At 64.1% G+C, this 16,801-nt stretch carries 15 protein-coding genes; 10 read left to right on the plus strand and 5 right to left on the minus strand.

Annotation, left to right across the window (positions count from 1 at the left end; translation table 11 throughout):
* Window positions 1-97: 97 nt before the first annotated feature.
* The gene (locus tag FV139_RS04845; protein WP_148067142.1) at window positions 98-1,837 is read left to right on the plus strand and encodes an NADP-dependent isocitrate dehydrogenase; all 1,740 of its coding nucleotides are present in this window, start codon (window positions 98-100) and stop codon (window positions 1,835-1,837) included.
* Between the two features lie 48 nt (window positions 1,838-1,885).
* On the opposite strand, the gene FV139_RS04850 is transcribed toward FV139_RS04845, so the two are convergent.
* Window positions 1,886-3,094, minus strand: a complete 1,209-nt coding sequence (locus FV139_RS04850) for a M24 family metallopeptidase (protein ID WP_148067143.1) — start codon at window positions 3,092-3,094, stop codon at window positions 1,886-1,888.
* Window positions 3,095-3,191: 97 nt separating this feature from the next.
* Between FV139_RS04850 and FV139_RS04855 the strand changes: the two genes are divergently transcribed.
* Entirely contained in the window at window positions 3,192-3,728 is a 537-nt protein-coding gene (locus FV139_RS04855) for a winged helix-turn-helix transcriptional regulator (protein ID WP_148067144.1), read from the plus strand.
* Between the two features lie 38 nt (window positions 3,729-3,766).
* On the opposite strand, the gene FV139_RS04860 is transcribed toward FV139_RS04855, so the two are convergent.
* Window positions 3,767-4,366 carry a Crp/Fnr family transcriptional regulator gene (locus FV139_RS04860; RefSeq protein ID WP_148067145.1) on the minus strand — a complete coding sequence of 200 codons (600 nt, stop codon included), beginning with the start codon at window positions 4,364-4,366 and terminating at the stop codon, window positions 3,767-3,769.
* 36 nt (window positions 4,367-4,402) lie between these two features.
* Between FV139_RS04860 and FV139_RS04865 the strand changes: the two genes are divergently transcribed.
* On the plus strand, window positions 4,403-5,194 hold the full coding sequence (locus FV139_RS04865) for a class II aldolase/adducin family protein (protein WP_148067146.1): 792 nt from the start codon (window positions 4,403-4,405) through the stop codon (window positions 5,192-5,194).
* Window positions 5,195-5,346: 152 nt separating this feature from the next.
* Window positions 5,347-6,351, plus strand: coding sequence for an NAD(P)H-dependent flavin oxidoreductase (locus tag FV139_RS04870; protein WP_268939935.1), 1,005 nt, complete (start codon window positions 5,347-5,349; stop codon window positions 6,349-6,351).
* Window positions 6,352-6,358: 7 nt separating this feature from the next.
* On the opposite strand, the gene FV139_RS04875 is transcribed toward FV139_RS04870, so the two are convergent.
* Window positions 6,359-7,408 (minus strand): aspartyl/asparaginyl beta-hydroxylase domain-containing protein, encoded by a 1,050-nt coding sequence (locus FV139_RS04875; protein WP_148067148.1) that lies wholly within the window; start codon window positions 7,406-7,408, stop codon window positions 6,359-6,361.
* 171 nt (window positions 7,409-7,579) lie between these two features.
* Window positions 7,580-8,467 (minus strand): LysR substrate-binding domain-containing protein, encoded by an 888-nt coding sequence (locus FV139_RS04880; protein WP_148067149.1) that lies wholly within the window; start codon window positions 8,465-8,467, stop codon window positions 7,580-7,582.
* 120 nt (window positions 8,468-8,587) lie between these two features.
* Between FV139_RS04880 and FV139_RS04885 the strand changes: the two genes are divergently transcribed.
* Window positions 8,588-10,183 carry a 5-guanidino-2-oxopentanoate decarboxylase gene (locus FV139_RS04885; RefSeq protein WP_268939933.1) on the plus strand — a complete coding sequence of 532 codons (1,596 nt, stop codon included), beginning with the start codon at window positions 8,588-8,590 and terminating at the stop codon, window positions 10,181-10,183.
* A 20-nt stretch (window positions 10,184-10,203) separates the two neighbouring features.
* Window positions 10,204-11,397, plus strand: a complete 1,194-nt coding sequence (locus FV139_RS04890) for a pyridoxal phosphate-dependent aminotransferase (RefSeq protein ID WP_148067151.1) — start codon at window positions 10,204-10,206, stop codon at window positions 11,395-11,397.
* Here FV139_RS04890 and FV139_RS04895 read toward each other — a convergent pair.
* Window positions 11,394-12,155 (minus strand): SDR family NAD(P)-dependent oxidoreductase, encoded by a 762-nt coding sequence (locus FV139_RS04895; protein ID WP_148067152.1) that lies wholly within the window; start codon window positions 12,153-12,155, stop codon window positions 11,394-11,396. The two genes, FV139_RS04890 and FV139_RS04895, sit on opposite strands and share 4 nt — an antisense overlap.
* 250 nt (window positions 12,156-12,405) lie before the next feature.
* Here FV139_RS04895 and FV139_RS04900 point away from each other — a divergent pair, with 250 nt between their 5' ends.
* The 4 genes from FV139_RS04900 to sstT all read left to right on the plus strand — a co-directional run bounded on the left by FV139_RS04900 (window position 12,406) and on the right by sstT (window position 16,799).
* Window positions 12,406-12,618 (plus strand): hypothetical protein, encoded by a 213-nt coding sequence (locus tag FV139_RS04900; RefSeq protein WP_148067153.1) that lies wholly within the window; start codon window positions 12,406-12,408, stop codon window positions 12,616-12,618.
* Window positions 12,619-12,845: 227 nt separating this feature from the next.
* Window positions 12,846-13,310, plus strand: coding sequence for a (2Fe-2S)-binding protein (locus FV139_RS04905; RefSeq protein WP_148067154.1), 465 nt, complete (start codon window positions 12,846-12,848; stop codon window positions 13,308-13,310).
* Window positions 13,307-15,553, plus strand: coding sequence for a xanthine dehydrogenase family protein molybdopterin-binding subunit (locus FV139_RS04910; RefSeq protein ID WP_148067155.1), 2,247 nt, complete (start codon window positions 13,307-13,309; stop codon window positions 15,551-15,553). Before FV139_RS04905 ends, FV139_RS04910 begins: the two co-directional genes overlap by 4 nt.
* A 58-nt stretch (window positions 15,554-15,611) precedes the next feature.
* Window positions 15,612-16,799: a serine/threonine transporter SstT gene (gene sstT / locus FV139_RS04915; RefSeq protein WP_148067156.1), complete on the plus strand. Its 1,188-nt coding sequence runs from the start codon at window positions 15,612-15,614 to the stop codon at window positions 16,797-16,799.
* Window positions 16,800-16,801 lie beyond the last annotated feature (2 nt).

The raw sequence follows: 16,801 nt of genomic DNA on the forward strand, positions 1-16,801 counted from the left end.
TTTGGACGTAAGTCGGCTGTTTTAGACCTAAGTCGACTAGTCGTTCTGGCGCCGTGACGCTATTCTGATAGTTTTCAAGCGGTTGGAGTAGTCGGGTATGGGGTCGAAAATCAAGGTCAAGCAGCCACTGGTGGTGTTGCACGGGGACGAAATGGCCCAGGTGGCTTTTGAGCGTATCCTGGAAATGTTCGTCACCGACCCCCTGGATATCCAACTGGTTGAGGTGGACCTGTCCGCTGAAAACCGGCTGGCGACCAATGGCCAGGTGGTTCGCGACGCTATCGAGGCCCTGAAAATCCACGGCGTGGGCATCAAGAATGCCGGCATGACGGTGAACCGGGCCCAGCTCGACGAATTGCTCGTCACCTATTCCCGGCTGAAGGAGCACGAGCTCGACAAGCTCGCTACCAAGTCGCCCAACGGCGCCATTCGCAAGGGGATTGGCGGCAATATCACCCGCGAGGATATTCCCTTCCGCAACCTGCAGGTGCGCCACCCCGACTGGGTGGGGCGCGACATTGAAGTCTCCACCATGGAAGACGGTGGCATCAAGCACAGCGCCAATGCGTTGACCCACACTACGGGCGTTGCCAAGGTGATCTTCATCGGCTCCAGTGGTGACCCGGTCGAACTGCACCGCCGGGTGCTGCGCAAGGGTGACCCCTGGCTGCTGGCCACGGTGTGCCTGGAAGATGTCAAAGCCTGGTCCCATGCCTTTTTCCAGCGCGCGCTGGACGAGAAGCGCGATGTCTACCTCGGCCTGAAGGACACGGTAATCGCCGGTTACGACGGCGTCATGCGCGCCGCCATCGAGGAAATCTACCGCAACGACTACCGCGACAAGCTGGCCGAGGCCGGCCTCGCCTATCACTACGAACTGATCGACGCCCAGGCCGCCCGCATTGTCTCCAATCCGCCCCAGCGAGCTTTGTGGGGCGTGCCCGACAACACCACCGGCCGCAAACTGTACAAGCTGGTGGAGGAACTGAAACAGTACGGCATCCCCGCCCGCAAATCCCATGTCTCCCTGTCGCGCATGAGTGCCGGCGGTGGCGACCAGTACGGCAGCTTCAATATGCCGCTGCCGGAGGACGGAATCCTCAAGGTGATTATCGACGGTGAGGAAATGCATGCCCGTGACGTGCAGCAGGGCGACCCGCTGCTGTTCATGTCCAATGACCGCCAGGCCATCAAGGACTGGGTCGCGCAGGTGTTCCGCGATGCCTCCCACAATGACAAGGAGGTCTACTTCGGCCTCAAGCGCGAGTACATGGAATACGACGAGGTCTTCAGTAAAGTGCTGCTGGAGGTGCGTCATGAACTGGCCGCAACGGGCACTCGGCCACCGTCCTTCATGATCATGCGCCCGTCCAGCCAGCTCAAGAAGATGATCTGTGACCCGCCGCGCAACGCCCTGTACCCGGCCCAGAACCTCGACGGCGATATCTTCTCGGATATCTCCGCCGCACTCGGGGGCAGCCTCGCCACCGCCAGCTCCATTATCGAGAGTACCGACGGCACCATGCTGTTCGAGGCGCCTCACGGTACCGCCCACGACCTGTACCTGCGCTTTGCCGAGACCAATGGCAGGGAGGCTAATTTCAACTCATCCGCCCTGATCTACGCGGTGGCCAATGCCCTGGAAGTGATGGCCAATCGGGAAGACAACGAGGCTCTGGGCACCTACGCCAACAGCCTCAAGCAGGCCCTCATCGATACCGTCGACCAGGGCACCATTACCGGTGATCTCAAGGGCAAGACGATGGACCCCGAGGCGGAGACCATCGTTGATATGCAGGGCTTCCTCAACGCCGTTGCCGGCAACCTGGCCGCCTGAGCGAGCGTCGCTCGGCGGCAGTCGGTAGCGGGTCAATCGCCCCCGGCGTCAGCCGAAGGGGCGGTCGATAGAAGGTGAGGGCTCGGTAAACCAGCGCGGCCCGTCTTCGCTCATGTAGAAGTGGTCTTCCAGGCGGACACCAAACTCGCCGGGTACGCAGATCATGGGCTCGTTGGAAAAGCACATGCCGGTGGCCAGTGGGGTCCCGGTGCCGCGCACCAGGTAGGGCCACTCGTGGATATCGAGACCGATGCCGTGGCCGGTGCGGTGGGGGGTGCCGGGCAGCTGGTAGTCGGGCCCGAGACCGTGGGCCACCAGCACTTCGCGGGCGGCGTCGTCCACCTGGCCACAGGGCACACCGATTTGTGCCGCAGCGAAGGCTGCCGCCTGGGCGGCCTTCTCGATGTCCCAGATCTCCCGCTGGCGCGGGGTCGGTTCGCCGAACACGTAGCTGCGGGTAATGTCGGAAATGTAGCTCTGGATCTCGCAGCCGGTATCGATGAGCACCATGTCGCCCTGTTCCAGGGTTTTGGGTTTGGCCACCCCGTGGGGGAAGGCGGTGTCCTCACCAAACAGCACGATGCAGAAGTAGTTGCCCTTGGCGGCGCCGACCGCCCGGTGGGCGCGATCGATGAACTCGGTGACCTCGGCGGTGGAGATGCCCTCCCGCAGGATACTGGCGGCGGCCTTGTGCACCTCCAGCGTCATATCCTTGGCCCGCTGCATCAGCGCCAGCTCGGCGGGGGATTTCTGCATGCGGCAGCCGGCGGTCACGGCCGTCGCGCTGACATAGTCGTGCTCGGGGGCCGCCTGGCGCAGGCCGTCGAAAATGAAGAAGGGGGCCGATTCGTCAATACCGATGCGGCCTTCGCGAATGCCCAGTTGCTGGAGCAGGTCGCCGCAGAGGGTGTAGGGGCTCTCGTGCTCCTCCCAGCAGTGGACCTCGCCAGGGATGCGGATGAAGCCCTGCAGGGTGCCCAGCTCGAAGGCCGGGGCGATGTAGTGGGGGGCGCCGTCCGCCGTCAGCAGGGCCCCGACCATACGTTCAGTGGAGCCAAACGGCGTGCCGGTGAAGTAGTACAGATTGGTGCCGGCGTTGAGGTAGATCGCATCGAGCCCCTCCCTGCGCATCAGTTCCCTGGCCCGGGCCAGGCGGGCCTCGAATTCGGCATCGGCGATGGGTGCGATGCCGGCGGTCATGTCGCTGAGGCGGCCGAGGGCCTGTTCAGCGGTGCTGCCGCCTATACCGTTGTTCATGGGTTCACCTTGAATAGAAGAGAATTTTTCCAAGGGGTGGATTTTACCGTATCAGAGGCAATAATTGGCGGTTGTTATCAGGCCGTGGGAGACAAGGATGCGTTGGACGGAAATTGACCGGCAGACCTGCTCGGTGGCGCGGGCGCTGTCCGTGGTGGGGGAGCGCTGGACGCTGCTGATTCTGAGGGACGCCTTTCTCGGAACCCGGCGCTTCGACCAGTTCCAGCACAACCTGGGCATCACCCGGCACCGGCTGTCAGAGCGCCTGGGCAAGCTGGTAGAGCAGGGGGTGCTGGTCAAGGTGCCTTACCAGGACCGGCCGGTGCGTCATGAATATCGCCTGACCCGCAAGGGCCTGGCGCTCTACCCGGTGTTGATGAGCCTGGCTCGCTGGGGTGACGAGTGGATGGATGCCGATAACGGGCCGCCCCTCGAGTACACCCACCGCGGCTGCGGCAAGAAGACCCAGCCGGTGCTGGCCTGCAGCGAATGCGGCGAGCCCCTGCGGCCGGAGTCCGTCACCACCGAAATCGGCCCCGGCCTCAGCGCCCTGGCGATCCAGATCGAAAACGAGGAGTCCAGCCTGCCACCGATTCCGGAAATCATCCGCCGCTCGGTAGATGACACCCCTTAACATTTGTTAAGGCGTTGCGCCCCGCTTGTTCCCCATACTTACTCCTGATCCCGCAATTTACGTTTGAGGCGGGACAGGGATACGGCATCGACTCCCAGGTAGGAAGCGATGTGGTGCTGGGGCACGCGGTCCTGTAATTCCGGCTCGTGCTGCAACAGCCAGCGATAGCGCTGCTCGGCGTTACAGGTCAGCAGCATTGCCTCCCGCTGTTCATTGCGCACGAAGGCAAGTGACAGCAGGCGAATGTTGAGCTGGGCCACCTCCGGGTGGGCTGCACTGGCCTCGGTGAAGGTGGGGTAGGGCAGCAGCAGGACCTCGGCAGGTTCCAGCGCCTGGATACTGAAGGGGGCCGGACCGTCGCTGAGGGCGGCGCTGACCGGACCCACCAGGTGCCCAGCAGTGTAAAAGGCCTTGTTGCGTTCCTTGCCTTCGGGCGACACGTAGAACAGGCGCAGCAGCCCACTGTCGATAAAGCACAGGAAGTGGTGTTGCTCGCCGGCCTGGAGCAGGTACTCGTCGCGCGCCAGCTGGCGAGGGCGGGCCTGATCCAGCCAGTGGTCCAACAGCGCCGGGTTCGACAATCCCTGTTCCAGCAGCCACTGCTGCAGGTGTTCAGTGCGGGGCGAGACAGTACTCATGGCCGTTTCATACAGATAAAAGACAGGAGTTTTCCCATGGCAGAAGCAGCTAACACTATCATAATGAACCAGGATGCCGGCACCGCGATGCCCCCCCGGGACCAGTCGGTGGAAGAACTGCGTGCTGAACGCAAGCTCAAGCTGGCGGCAGCCCTGCGGGTGTTTGGCAAATTCGGTTTCGACGAGGGCGTGGCGGGGCATATCACCGTGCGCGACCCGGAGCACCTGGACCATTTCTGGGTGAATCCGATGGGCCGCTCCTTCAAGCAGATGCGGGTCTCCGACCTGCTGTGCGTCGATCATGAAGGCAAGGTCGTGGAAGGCAAGGGCCTGCTCAACGGTGCCGCGTACACAATTCATTCACAGATCCACATGGCCCTGCCGCATGTGGTCTCCGCGGCCCACTCCCACTCGCTGTATGGCAAGGCTTTCTCGTCACTCGGCCGCCTGCTGGACCCGCTGACCCAGGATGCCTGCGCCTTTTACGACGACCATGTGCTGTTCGATGATTTCAACGGTCCGGTGCTGGATATGAGCGAGGGCGAGCGCATCGCCGCCGCCCTGGGCCACAAGAAGGCTGCCATCCTCCAGAATCACGGCCTGCTGACCGTGGGTGAGACCGTGGATGAAGCTGCCTGGTGGTTTATCACCATGGAGCGCAGCTGTCAGGCCCAGTTGCTGGCCGAGGCGGCCGGTACACCGCGGGTCATTCCCCGAGAGCACGCCCTGGGTACCCGTGAGATCGTCGGTAGTCACCAGGCCGGCTGGTTCCAGTTCCAGCCCATCTTTGACGTGATCATGGCGGAGCAGCCTGATCTGAAGGGCTGATACTATCCTCCACCGGCCGTTTTCACGGCCGGTTTATCCTGTTTCGGCAGCGATTATTGCCGGTACAACTATCAGTATAAGTAATAGCTTGTGCTGCTGGGCGGCGCTGGGTACGGTCGAGCATCTCGAAAAGCCGGCCGATCCCGGCGCAACTGTCGATGATAAAGGAAGACGTTTGTATGAAGACGCGTATTACCGAAATGCTGGACATTGAATACCCCATCGTGCAGGGCGGCATGATGTGGGTCGGGCGGGCCGAGCTGGCCTCTGCCGTGTCCAACGCTGGCGGCCTGGGTATCCTCACCGCGCTCACCCAGCCGAGCCCCGAGGATCTGGTCAAGGAGATCGCCCGCTGCCGCGAGATGACTGACAAGCCCTTCGGCGTCAACCTCACTATCCTGCCCAGCATCAATCCCCCGCCCTATGAAGAGTTTCTGCGGGCCGCGGTGGAAAGCGGTATCAAGGTGATCGAGACCGCCGGCAGCAACCCGGAACCCTTCCTGCCCTACCTCAAGGAAAACGGGGTGAAGGTCATCCACAAGTGCACCAGTGTTCGCCACTCCCTGAAGGCGGAGAGGGTCGGCGTGGACGCCGTGAGTGTGGACGGTTTCGAGTGTGCGGGTCACCCGGGGGAGGATGACGTTCCCAATCTGATCCTGCTGGCCGCAGCCAGTGAAAAGCTGTCGATTCCCATGCTGGCCTCGGGTGGCATTGGCAACGGTTACCAGATGGCGGCCGCCATGGCCCTGGGTGCTGATGGCATCAACATGGGTACCCGCTTCGTGGCGACCAAAGAGGCGCCGGTGCACGAGAACATGAAGCAGGCCATGGTGGAGGCCGACGAGCGCGCCACTACGCTGATTTTCCGCACCCTGCGTAATACTGCCCGGGTATTCAGGAACCAGGTGGCGCAGGAGGTGGTAGCCATCGAAGCGAAGCCCGGCCATACCGATTTCGCCGACCTGCGCGACCTGGTGGCCGGTGCCCGCGGGCGCGAGCGCTGTGTGGAAGCGGGTGACCTTGAAGACGGCATCTGGACTGCCGGTATGGTGGTCGGCCTGATCCACGATATTCCCAGCTGTGAGGAACTGATCCAGCGCATTGTGGCCGAGGCCCGCGAGTCCTACGCCAGCCGCCTGGCCTGCCTGGCAGGCTGACCTCCCGTTAGCCCAGGTCGGCCAGTAACTGCTCCAGCAAGTGGCGCCGCCCCCCCAGCCACTGGTGGCGGGCGGCATAGGCCGACTCTATAGCGGCGCGCTCGGCCTCGCTGAGATCGGGGTGGTGGGTTTCAAAAATCAGCACCACCCGGTCACTGTCCGAGCGATTCCATGCTTCGTGCTCGAAGCTGTCATCAAAGGCGATAATCACACCTTGCTGCCAATGGTGGGTTTCGCTGCCCACGCGTATCGCGCAGTTGTCCGGCACTACCAGGGGCAGGTGCGTGGTCAGCCGGGTATTGGTCAGGCCGAAGTGGGGCGGGATGTGGGCCCCCGGTGTCAGGCGCGAAAAGAAAATCTCCATGGGTGCGCCATTGACCCGCACCAGGTCGGCCTGTTCCAGCGCCGCGAGGGTGCGAGGGAAGGCGTCGGCGTGTGCTGTGCGCTGACCTTCCCGGTACAGGTGGATTGCCGACCAGTCGAGGGTGCCCCGCAGCGTCTGCCAGCGCGGATCCCGGGTGGCTTCCGGCACGTAGGGGGCGAGGTTGATCTGTGCCGACATCGCCCTCTGGTATTCCTCCAGGATTTCCCCCCACGCGGCTGCCACCGGCTGTGCCCAATGCAATTGTGCGTTGGGGGTGACCGGCAGCGCCGGCAGGTCGGGCAGATAGAAAATCACCGGTTGCTGCAGTTCGGTCTGCCACTCGAAAGGCGCGTCATGGGTCATGGGCCAGATGGCGTCACCGACACGCTGGACGGCAGCGTGACTATCTCCCTGAAATTCGTCGACAGCCTGCCGGTGCAGCGCAGTGAAAAACTCCCGGCAGGCCCGGTCGGCCCGGTCGGAAACCTCCCGTGCCTGTTCCGGCGCGTTGGCGACCTGCGACAGGCGGCGAACTCGCGGGTCGGCATCGTCCGCCAGTGACCACAGGGCGACCGCCGCCTCGGAATGGCCGTCACGGTACAGGGCCTCCCCGGCGAACAGCCCGAGGCGGGGATCCTGCGGCTGGGCGAGAAAGGCTTGCAACAGTTGTCGGGTGGAGGGTGCCTGGTTCAAATCCTGTTTTCCGTGCGTTGTATGGTGGGCCCAGCGGGGTGCCGCCCAGGCGGATGCGCCCCAGCGGAATGCCGCCCAGGCGGATGCGCCCCAGCGGAATGCCGCCCAGGCGGATGCGCCCCAGCGGAATGCCGCCCAGTATAAACAAGCGGGGGGCGTATTTCCCGCGCTCTACGGCGCCGCCAGCGACTGCAGCCAGTCGCTGAACAGCGCCACGGTCGGTGAGTGACGGGCCTGGGGCAGCAACAGGTTGTAGTGTTGCTCACTGGTCAGGCGCAGGTCGCTGATCTCGACCAGCGAGCCGTTTCCGAGTGCCTCGGTCACAAAATAGGTGGGCAGGAAGGCAATGCCCAGCCCCTGTTGGGCGCACTGCTGCACCAGGCTGAAGGTTTCCATGCGCGGGCCCGGCAACTGGCGGATCTCCCGCTCATTGAGCCCCGCCCGGGTCAGCCAGGATGCGCTGGTGGAGTAGGGGCCGGTGTGATGGATGATCGGGTACTGCAGGACATCGGCAAAGTCCCGAACCGCGGGGCCGCTCTTCAGCAATTCCGGGCTGGCAACGGCCACCAGGTGTTCCCGCATCAGCGGCAGGCAGGCCTGCCCGCCCTCATCCGGCTCTCCATACACAATGGCCAGGTCCCACTGAGTGCTGGCGGCGTGCAGCTTTTCCATGTCAGTCATCAGTTCTACGCTGATATGGGGGTGTGCGCGACTGAAGCCCCTGAGTTGCGGTATCAGCCAGGCGCTGGCCAGGGCGGGCTCGATCCCCACACACAGGTGACCACTGGCCGCACGGCGAGCCCGTTGGGTGGCGTTGCGCAGCTGGTCCAGGGCCGGTGTCACGCTGTCCAGGTAGGCGGCGCCGTTGGCATTCAGGCGCAGGCGCTGGCGCGAGCGCTCGAACAGGTGGACGCCCAGCAGGTCCTCCAGGCTGCGCAGCTGCCGGCTTACCGCGCTCTGGGTCATGTTGAGCTGTTCGCTGGCACGGGTCACGCTGCCACAACGGGCGACCGCCTCAAAACATTGCAGGGCCTGGGTAGAGGGTAGATGTCGGCTCATTCGCGGTGTTCGTCGTGTAAGTTAATGAGTTTTCCGCATGAAGTATGCCGGAATACTCGATATGTCGACACTGCGGCCTTGGCTAGTATTAGTCGATGATGACGACAGCGAGGACAGCCAGTGAATTGCGGTGAACTATTGATGAGGATGCTGGAGGCCCATGGGATCGACACGGCCTTCGGGATTCCCGGTACCCATACCATCGAGCTCTATCGCGGTCTCCCTGCAACGCGTATTCGCCACGTGACCCCGCGTCACGAACAGGGCGCCGGCTTCATGGCGGACGGTTACGCCCGGGTAACCGGCAAGCCCGCGGTGTGCCTGACGGTCTCCGGCCCCGGTGCCCTGAATATCGCCACTGCCATGGGCCAGGCCCTGCAGGACTCGGTCCCCATGCTGGTGATCTCCGCCGACAACCGCACCCATGAACGGGGCCTGGGGGAGGGCCGCTTGCATGAAACCCGCAACCTGCAGGCGGCCATGGCCGAGAGCAGTGTGTGGAGTCATACCCTGATGCGGGCCGACGAACTGCCCCGGGTGCTGGCCCGGGCCTTTGCCATCTTCGCCGGTGAGCGTCCCGGGCCGGTGCACCTGAGCCTGCCCCTCGATGTGATTCTGTCCACGGCAGACCACGTTGCGGCAACGCCCTGGCCCGTGCCGGGGCGCAGTGCCGCCGACCCCGCGCTATTGGCCGAGGCTGCCCGCCGGCTGAACCGGGCCCGGCGGCCGGTTATCGCCCTGGGCGGCGGCGCGGCCGATGCCGCCGGGCTCTGTGCAGCCCTGGCTGAAACCCTCGATGCGCCGGTCACGGTGACCCACAACGCCCGCGGCATACTGCCTTCCGACCATCCTTTGCTGGTGGCCAGCAGTCCGTCATTTGCGGGCGTGCGCGAGTTGTACCGGGAGGCCGACCTGGTGCTGGCGGTGGGCACGGAACTCAGCGAAACAGATTACGACTTCTTCTTCGATGGCGGCTTTCGCATCGGCGGGGAGTTGCTTCGCATCGATATCGATGCCGCCCAGCTCTGTCGCAACGCCCGCCCTGACCTGGCCATCAAGGCCGACAGCGCTTTGGCCCTGGCTGAACTGCTGCCGCAGTTGCAACCGCAATCGAGGGAGGGTGCCGCCCGGGTGCGACAGGTCATGGCCGCGGTAGCGGCGGATCACCACCCCTGCTACCAGCGTTTTCTCGACGTGATTGGCGCAGCCCTTCCCGGCCTTGCCCTGCTGGCCGATTCAACCCAGCCGGCCTATTTTGCGGCGGGCCAGTTTCACCCGGACCGCCCCCGCAGCTTTGCCAGTGCCGCCACTGGCTACGGCACCCTGGGCTACGCCCTGCCCGCGGCTATTGGCGCGCGGCTGGCACAGCCGCAGCGGCCGGTGGTGGCGCTGGTCGGTGACGGCGGCCTGCAGTTCAGCATCAGCGAACTGGCCAGTGCCGTCGAAGCCGGCGTGGGCATTGCTGTACTGGTCTGGAACAACGCCCGCTACGACATGATCGCGCGCAACTTCGAGGACGCCGGCATGGCGCCGATCGCCTGTGACATCTACACGCCGGATCTGCTGGCGATTGCCCGTGGCTATGGCTGTGAAGCGGCCCGGGCGACCGATTACGACACCCTGCACGCCCTGCTGGCAGCGGCGCCGGCCCGTGCGGTGCCCACGGTTATCGAGGTGCGGGAGCAGGACTTTCTTCAATCCGAACTGCCCGGTTGAGGCCGGCGAAGGGCGACTCTATGAATGCACAATCCAGTTTGTTCGACGGTGATTTCAGCGCGCTGACGCGGCGCCTGCAGGACGATGCCGCAGGCGTCTGGGCGGTCCACGACCGGGCCTGTGAACGTTTCGAGGCCGGCGAGGAAGTATACCTGCTGTCGGTGGGGGACCCGGACCTGGCGACCCCACCCCGGGTCGTCCAGGCCGGGATCGATGCCCTGCACAAGGGGCGCACCCACTACGCCCCCGGCCGCGGCGAACGCCACCTGCGCGAGACCATCGCGGGCATCGAAACCCGCGCCTCTGGCAAGCCCTGTGACCCGGACGAGGTGGTGGTGTTTCCCGGCGCCACCAATGCCATCTACTCGGTGCTCGCCTGCCTGGTGGATCCGGGTGATGAAGTGGTCGTGGCTGAGCCCATGTACATCGGCTACGAGGGTATCTTTCGGGCCCTCAACATCAGCAAGGCGGGCTTTGCGCTGGATGCCGACGCCGGCTTTGCCTTCCGTCTGGAGGCGGTCAAGGCGGCGATTACGGAGCGCACCCGCGTGGTGTTTATCAATACCCCGGGAAACCCTGCCGGCAACATGATCGGCGAGAGTGAACTGCGCGAGCTCGCCGCCTTCTGCCGCGAGCGCAACATCTGGCTGGTGTGCGACGAGGTGTACTCCATGATCACCTTCGATGGACCTCACGTGTCCCTGCGCCGGGCGGCGGCGCAACTGGACAACGTCGTGGTGATCGACGGGTTGTCCAAGTCCCATGCCATGACTGGCTGGCGCCTGGGTTGGACGGTCAGCAGCCGGCTGCTGGCCGATCGCCTGCTGGATTTCACGTCCTCGACCATTTTCGGCTGCTGCCAGTTCGTTCAGGATGCCGCCGCCTTCGCCCTGACCAACGACGAGGAATATATCCAGGGTGTGCGCGAAGAGTACCGGGTGAGGCGTGACTACGTGTGCCAGCGAGTGACGGCCATCGCCGGACTCAGCTGCGACGTTCCGCCGGCCGGGATGTTCGTCATGATCGACGTGGGGGAACTGGGGGTGGACGGTGAGCAGTTTGCCGATCAGTTGCTGGCGGCGGAAGGCGTATCGGTACTGCCCGGTATCGGCTTCGGGGAGAACTGCCGCTGGCACGTGCGAGTTTCCCTGGCCCAGCCGATCAGCGTACTGCGGCCGGCCTTCGACCGTATCGCCCGCTTCGTAGCGCCCTAGAGCACCATGTAGCCGCCGTCGCTCACCAGCGTATGGCCCGTGGTAAAGCTGGACAGATCACTGGCCAGGTAGAGGATGGGACCGATGATTTCATCGGTTTCCGCCACGCGTTTCTGCAGGGAGGCGGCGATCGCGCCCTCCACAAAACCGGGGATACTCGCCGTGCTGTCGAACAGGTCCGAGTGGTGGCTTCCGGGCGCCAGCGCGTTGACCCGGATCCCCTTGTCTGCCCACTCCGCTGCCATCACCTTGGTCAGCGCACCCAGGGCGGCCTTGGTGCTGGCATAGAAGCCCTGCAGGGCGGAAGGTTTCAGGCCGCCGACGGAGAGAATGTTGATGATCGAGCCGCCTCCGTGCGCCGCCATACGCGGTGCGAGCCGCGAAGCCAGGTACCAGGGGCCCTTGGTGTTGACGTCGAACAGCTTCTGGAACAGCTCCGGCGGCTGTTGCGAGAGCTCGCCGATGGCGGGGTTGATGCCGGCATTATTGATGAGGATGTCCACCCGTCCCAGCTCGCTGTAGGCCTGCTCTATAAGGCGGTCCAGGTCGGCCAGGTTGCCGGTGTGCGCCGCAAGCGGGAGCGCTCTGCGTCCCAGTTCGCGCACTTCCTCGGCCACCGCCTCGCAGTTTTCCAGCTTGCGGCTGGCAATCACGACATCGGCACCGGCCCGCACCAGGCCGATGACCATCGCTTTTCCCAGGCCGCGGCTGCCACCCGTCACCAGCGCGACTTTGCCGCTGAGGTCTATCTGGTGCATTGCATAACTCCCTTTCCCAAGCGCGTATTTTTGTTGTGTCATCTGACAGCATATTCCGCTCACTGGAGGTATGCCCGCGCGGCCCGCAGGACGGTGGCGATGGGTTTAGCTCTCCAGTCCATCCCGGTGAGAGCCATCATGGAAAACGGTTGCGCGGCGGAGTGTGCGCTGCGTCACATTTTTTCCTAAAAGTGATTCATTACAGCTGGCAAAGCGTATATGAGTAAGCAGACCCATTAGGGATGGTGAAATGTACGACAGTGTTGCCGCACCGGTACCCCCGGAGCGTGATAAAGAAGACGCCTTCAAGGCGCGCATGACAGACCAGTGCAGGGAGATTCGGAACTACCGGAACAGTGTGCTTCTCACCGAAGGACGCTGGCTTTCCCTGGATGAAGCTGCTGCTGAGTGGATCGCCAGATTCGCAGCCAGCTATGCGAGGCGTCACGATTCAGTAGCCTGAGGCGGCCCGGCCGCCTGGGCTTGCCGCCCACTCTCCATTTTCCGGAGAGGGTTCTTTTTGCCGCTGTAAAAACACGCTTACCCTTTCAGTACTTCTCAGCACTTCCCCGCAAAAACCCTGTAAATACTGTGGTTTTGCTGGCCTCAGGCACCCTACATCAAAGGGTTACTGGCGAATTCGCATCGGGCTGTTAAGCTGTCCGTCCTCACAGGCAGGGAGACCCGGTAATGAAGCTGACGGTAAACGGCCGTTCCTATGACGTGGACGCCGAGCCCGACACCCCTCTCTTATGGGTGTTGCGTGATGAACTGAAACTCAAGGGCACCCGCTACGGCTGCGGCGATGCGATCTGCGGCGCCTGCACTGTCCACTTCAACGGCACGCCCACCCGTGCCTGCCGGCTCCCTGTTTCCGCTGCAGCCGCAGGCGAGATCGTCACCATTGAAGGCCTCTCTGCAGACGGCTCCCACCCGGTCCAGGAAGCCTGGCGCCGGCACAATGTGCCCCAGTGTGGTTACTGCCAGGCGGGGCAGATCATGTCGGCCAGCGCGCTGCTGGCGCGCAATGCGAGTCCCTCGGACGACGAGATCGACGGCGCCATGAGCGGCAATATCTGCCGTTGCGGCACCTATCCACGCATTCGGGCCGCCATTCGCGACCTCGCCGGGAGTGAAGAGGAGGGCGCGTCATGACTGGGGTCGTTCAACTCAGCCGGCGTCGTTTCCTGGCACTGACCGGGGTATCCGCTTCGGGCCTGTTGCTGGGCGGCGTGGTCCCGGGCGACGCTCTGGCGGCCGTGCCGGCGGCCGGGGCTGAAGGCCTGCGCCTGAATCTGTTTGTCAGCCTGGAAGAAGACGGTGCGGTCGAGATCATTGCCCACCGCTCCGAGATGGGTACCGGCATTCGCACCAGCCTGCCCCAGGTGGTTGCCGACGAGATGGAAGCCGACTGGGCCCGGGTAAAGGTGGTGCAGGCCATTGGCGATGCGGCCTATGGCAGCCAGAACACCGACGGTTCCCGCTCTATCCGTAATTTCTACGCCACGATGCGCGAGATGGGGGCGGCGGCCCGGCACATGCTGGAGGCTGCGGCTGCCGAGCGCTGGGGGGCAGCCGCCGCGGAGTGCCGGGCCGAAATGCACCGGGTAGTGCACAGCGATGGGCGCAGTCTCGGTTTTGGTGAACTGGCCGCTGCCGCAGCACAACAGGCCCTGCCCGCAGCAGGGGAGCTCACGCTGAAGAGCCGCGACCAGTTCCGCTACATCGGCCGCGATGTGCCGATGGTGGACCTGCACGACATCACCACCGGTGCCGCGACCTACGGCGCTGACGTGGAGCTGCCGGATATGGTTTACGCCAGCATCGAACGCACGCCGCACCTGGGCGGGCGTATAGCCTCCTACGACGCGGCCGAAGCCCGCAAGGTCAAGGGCGTGCTGGATGTGGTGGAACTCAAGGCACCGGACGGGCCTCCCGGCTTCAACAACGTCGAGGGCGTCGCGGTGCTGGCCCGTAATACCTGGAGCGCCATGAAAGCGCGCCAGGCCCTGGTTGTGAAATGGGCCCCCAATGAGCACAGCTCCCACGACTCCGAGCGCTACCTGGATGCGCTTCAGGCCCGGGTGCAGGATGGGCCCGGCCAGGTGGCGCGGGAGCGGGGGGATGTCGACGCGGCGCTGGACGCAGCCGACAAGGTGATTGAAGCCAGCTATCGCACGCCCTACCTGGCCCACGCGCCCATGGAAACACCGGTGACGGTGGCCCGGGTTTCCGGGGGGCGCTGCGAGCTGTGGGCCTGCACCCAGAATCCCCAGGCCACCCAGGCGGCAGTCGCCGCGGCACTGGGTATCGACAAGTCGGCTGTGACAGTGCACGTAACCCTGCTGGGAGGCGGTTTCGGGCGCAAGTCCAAACCCGATTTCTCGGTAGAGGCGGCGCGTCTGGCGGCCCATGTCGGCAAGCCCGTCCAGGTGAACTGGACCCGCACGGACGACCTCCGGCACGACTACTTCCACTCCTGCAGCGCCATGTACCTGCGTGGCGGAATGGACGACAAGGGCAATGTCAGCGCCTGGCTGGCGCGCCAGGCCACACCGCCCATTGGCTCTACCTTTGACCCCTCCGTCACCTTTATGGATGACGGCGACCTCAGCCAGACTTTTGGCAGCGTGCCTTTTGCCACGCCCAACCTGCGGGTCGAGAGTCACGAGGCGCCGGCGCACGTCCGTATCGGCTGGTTGCGCTCGGTGTACAACATTCCCTTTGCCTTCGGGGTCTGCAGTTTTGTCGACGAGCTGGCCCACGCGGCAGGCCGCGACCCGGCGGAATTCTGGGAGACGATGGTCGGCGAAGACCGTCACCTGGACTTTGCACCGGAGGGCTTCGAGTTCGGTAATTACGGGCGTTCGATCGAGGAATACCCCTACGACACCGCCCGCTTCAAGAACGTATTGCGGACCCTGGCGGCCTCGATTCCCTGGGGCGAAAAACTCCCTGAAGGGCAGGGCTGGGGGCTGGCGGTCACCCGCAGCTTCCTGGCCTACGTGGCGGTGGCCAGCAAGGTCGAGGTGGTGGATGGCCAGCTCCGTGTGCTGGAAATGCACGGGGTGATCGACGCCGGTACCGTGGTCAACCCGGACCGGGTACACGCCCAGCTCGAGGGTGGGATGATCTTTGGCCTGAGCGTGGCCCTGTCGGGTGAAATTACCTTCAGGGACGGTGCGGTCCAGCAGTCGAACTATCACGACTACCAGGTCGCCCGGATCAACCAGGCGCCAGAGGTGATTCGCACCCATATCGTTCCCAGCGATGCCCTGCCCGCGGGTGTCGGGGAGCCGGGGGTTCCACCCACGGCACCGAGCATTGCCAATGCCGTGTTCGCCGCCACCGGCCAGCGCGTCAGGGAGTTGCCGCTGTCCAAGCGCTTCAGGGTCTGACTTGCTACAATCGCCCCCGGAATAAGAACACCTTCAACAAACGCTCCCGGGGGCATCAATGAATTTCCTGAAACTGGGCCTGGTGCCACAGATCCTTATCGGTGTGGTGGCGGGAGCCCTGTTGGGCGTCCTGGCCCCCGCCATTGCGGAACCACTGGGTCTGCTGGGACAGCTCTTTGTCGGCATGCTCAAGGCAGTTGCACCACTGCTGGTGATGTTGCTGGTGATGTCCGCCATCGCCAATCGCCATGAAAGCGGGGCCGATGGTCGCAAGTCATTGCTGACCCTCGTGCTCTACCTCGTGGGAACGGTAAGCGCGGCCCTGGTAGCACTGTTGATGAGCCAGTGGTTCCCACAGCAGATTGCCCTGACCGACGTCGCCGAGGGCAGCCCCCCGGTGGCCGTGTCGGCGGTGCTGGCCGACGTGTTGTTCAAGCTGATCGACAACCCGGTCAATGCGCTGCTTACCGGCAATTTCCTCGGCTGCCTGACCTGGGCCATCCTGCTCGGTATCAGCTTTCGTCGCGCCTCGGTCGCCTTCAAGGACAATCTGCAGACCCTCGCCGAAGGCGTCAGCGACATTGTGCGCTATGTGATCAGGCTGGCACCGCTGGGTATCTTCGGCCTGGTCTGCGTGACCGTGGCCACCACCGGTATCGAGGCGCTGGCAGGCTACGCCAGCCTGGCCCTGCTGCTGGTCAGCTGCATGCTGATCGTGGCGCTGCTGGTCAATCCGCTCATCGTGTTCCTGCTGATTCGCCGCAATCCGTATCCGGTAGTGTTTCGCTGCCTCGAGGAGTCGGGCATTACTGCCTTCTTTACCCGCAGCTCTGCTGCCAACATTCCGGTGAATCTCAGCCTGGCGAAAAAGCTGGGTATCAGTGAAGAGCTGTACACGGTGACCATCCCGGTGGGGGCCACGGTCAACATGGCCGGTGCCGCGATCACCATTACCGTACTCACCCTGGCCGCGGCCAATACCCTCGGCATCGAGGTGTCCTTTACCACGGCACTGCTGTTGTGCGTGATCGCCGCACTGTCTGCCTGTGGTGCCAGTGGCGTCCCCTCCGGCAGCCTGTTGCTGGTGCCCCTGGCCTGTTCCCTGTTCGGGATTTCCGTCGACGTGGCGATGCAGGTAGTTGCCGTTGGCTTCATTATCAGCGTGATCCAGGACTCCGCGGAAACGGCGCTGAACTCCAGCACTGATGTTGTGTACACCTACGCGGTGGACCAACACGGGCGGTAGTG

This window comes from Parahaliea maris (genome assembly GCF_008064665.1).
In the GTDB taxonomy this organism is placed as follows: domain Bacteria; phylum Pseudomonadota; class Gammaproteobacteria; order Pseudomonadales; family Halieaceae; genus Parahaliea; species Parahaliea maris.

What these genes read in the sequence shown, in the direction of transcription:
- FV139_RS04845 (WP_148067142.1), top strand. Translation starts at nt 98, where the DNA reads ATGGGGTCGAAAATCAAGGTCAAGCAGCCACTGGTGGTGTTGCACGGG.
- FV139_RS04850 (WP_148067143.1), bottom strand. Translation starts at nt 3,094, where the DNA reads ATGAACAACGGTATAGGCGGCAGCACCGCTGAACAGGCCCTCGGCCGC.
- FV139_RS04855 (WP_148067144.1), top strand. Translation starts at nt 3,192, where the DNA reads ATGCGTTGGACGGAAATTGACCGGCAGACCTGCTCGGTGGCGCGGGCG.
- FV139_RS04860 (WP_148067145.1), bottom strand. Translation starts at nt 4,366, where the DNA reads ATGAGTACTGTCTCGCCCCGCACTGAACACCTGCAGCAGTGGCTGCTG.
- FV139_RS04865 (WP_148067146.1), top strand. Translation starts at nt 4,403, where the DNA reads ATGGCAGAAGCAGCTAACACTATCATAATGAACCAGGATGCCGGCACC.
- FV139_RS04880 (WP_148067149.1), bottom strand. Translation starts at nt 8,467, where the DNA reads ATGAGCCGACATCTACCCTCTACCCAGGCCCTGCAATGTTTTGAGGCG.
- FV139_RS04890 (WP_148067151.1), top strand. Translation starts at nt 10,204, where the DNA reads ATGAATGCACAATCCAGTTTGTTCGACGGTGATTTCAGCGCGCTGACG.
- FV139_RS04895 (WP_148067152.1), bottom strand. Translation starts at nt 12,155, where the DNA reads ATGCACCAGATAGACCTCAGCGGCAAAGTCGCGCTGGTGACGGGTGGC.
- FV139_RS04900 (WP_148067153.1), top strand. Translation starts at nt 12,406, where the DNA reads ATGTACGACAGTGTTGCCGCACCGGTACCCCCGGAGCGTGATAAAGAA.
- FV139_RS04905 (WP_148067154.1), top strand. Translation starts at nt 12,846, where the DNA reads ATGAAGCTGACGGTAAACGGCCGTTCCTATGACGTGGACGCCGAGCCC.
- FV139_RS04910 (WP_148067155.1), top strand. Translation starts at nt 13,307, where the DNA reads ATGACTGGGGTCGTTCAACTCAGCCGGCGTCGTTTCCTGGCACTGACC.
- sstT (WP_148067156.1), top strand. Translation starts at nt 15,612, where the DNA reads ATGAATTTCCTGAAACTGGGCCTGGTGCCACAGATCCTTATCGGTGTG.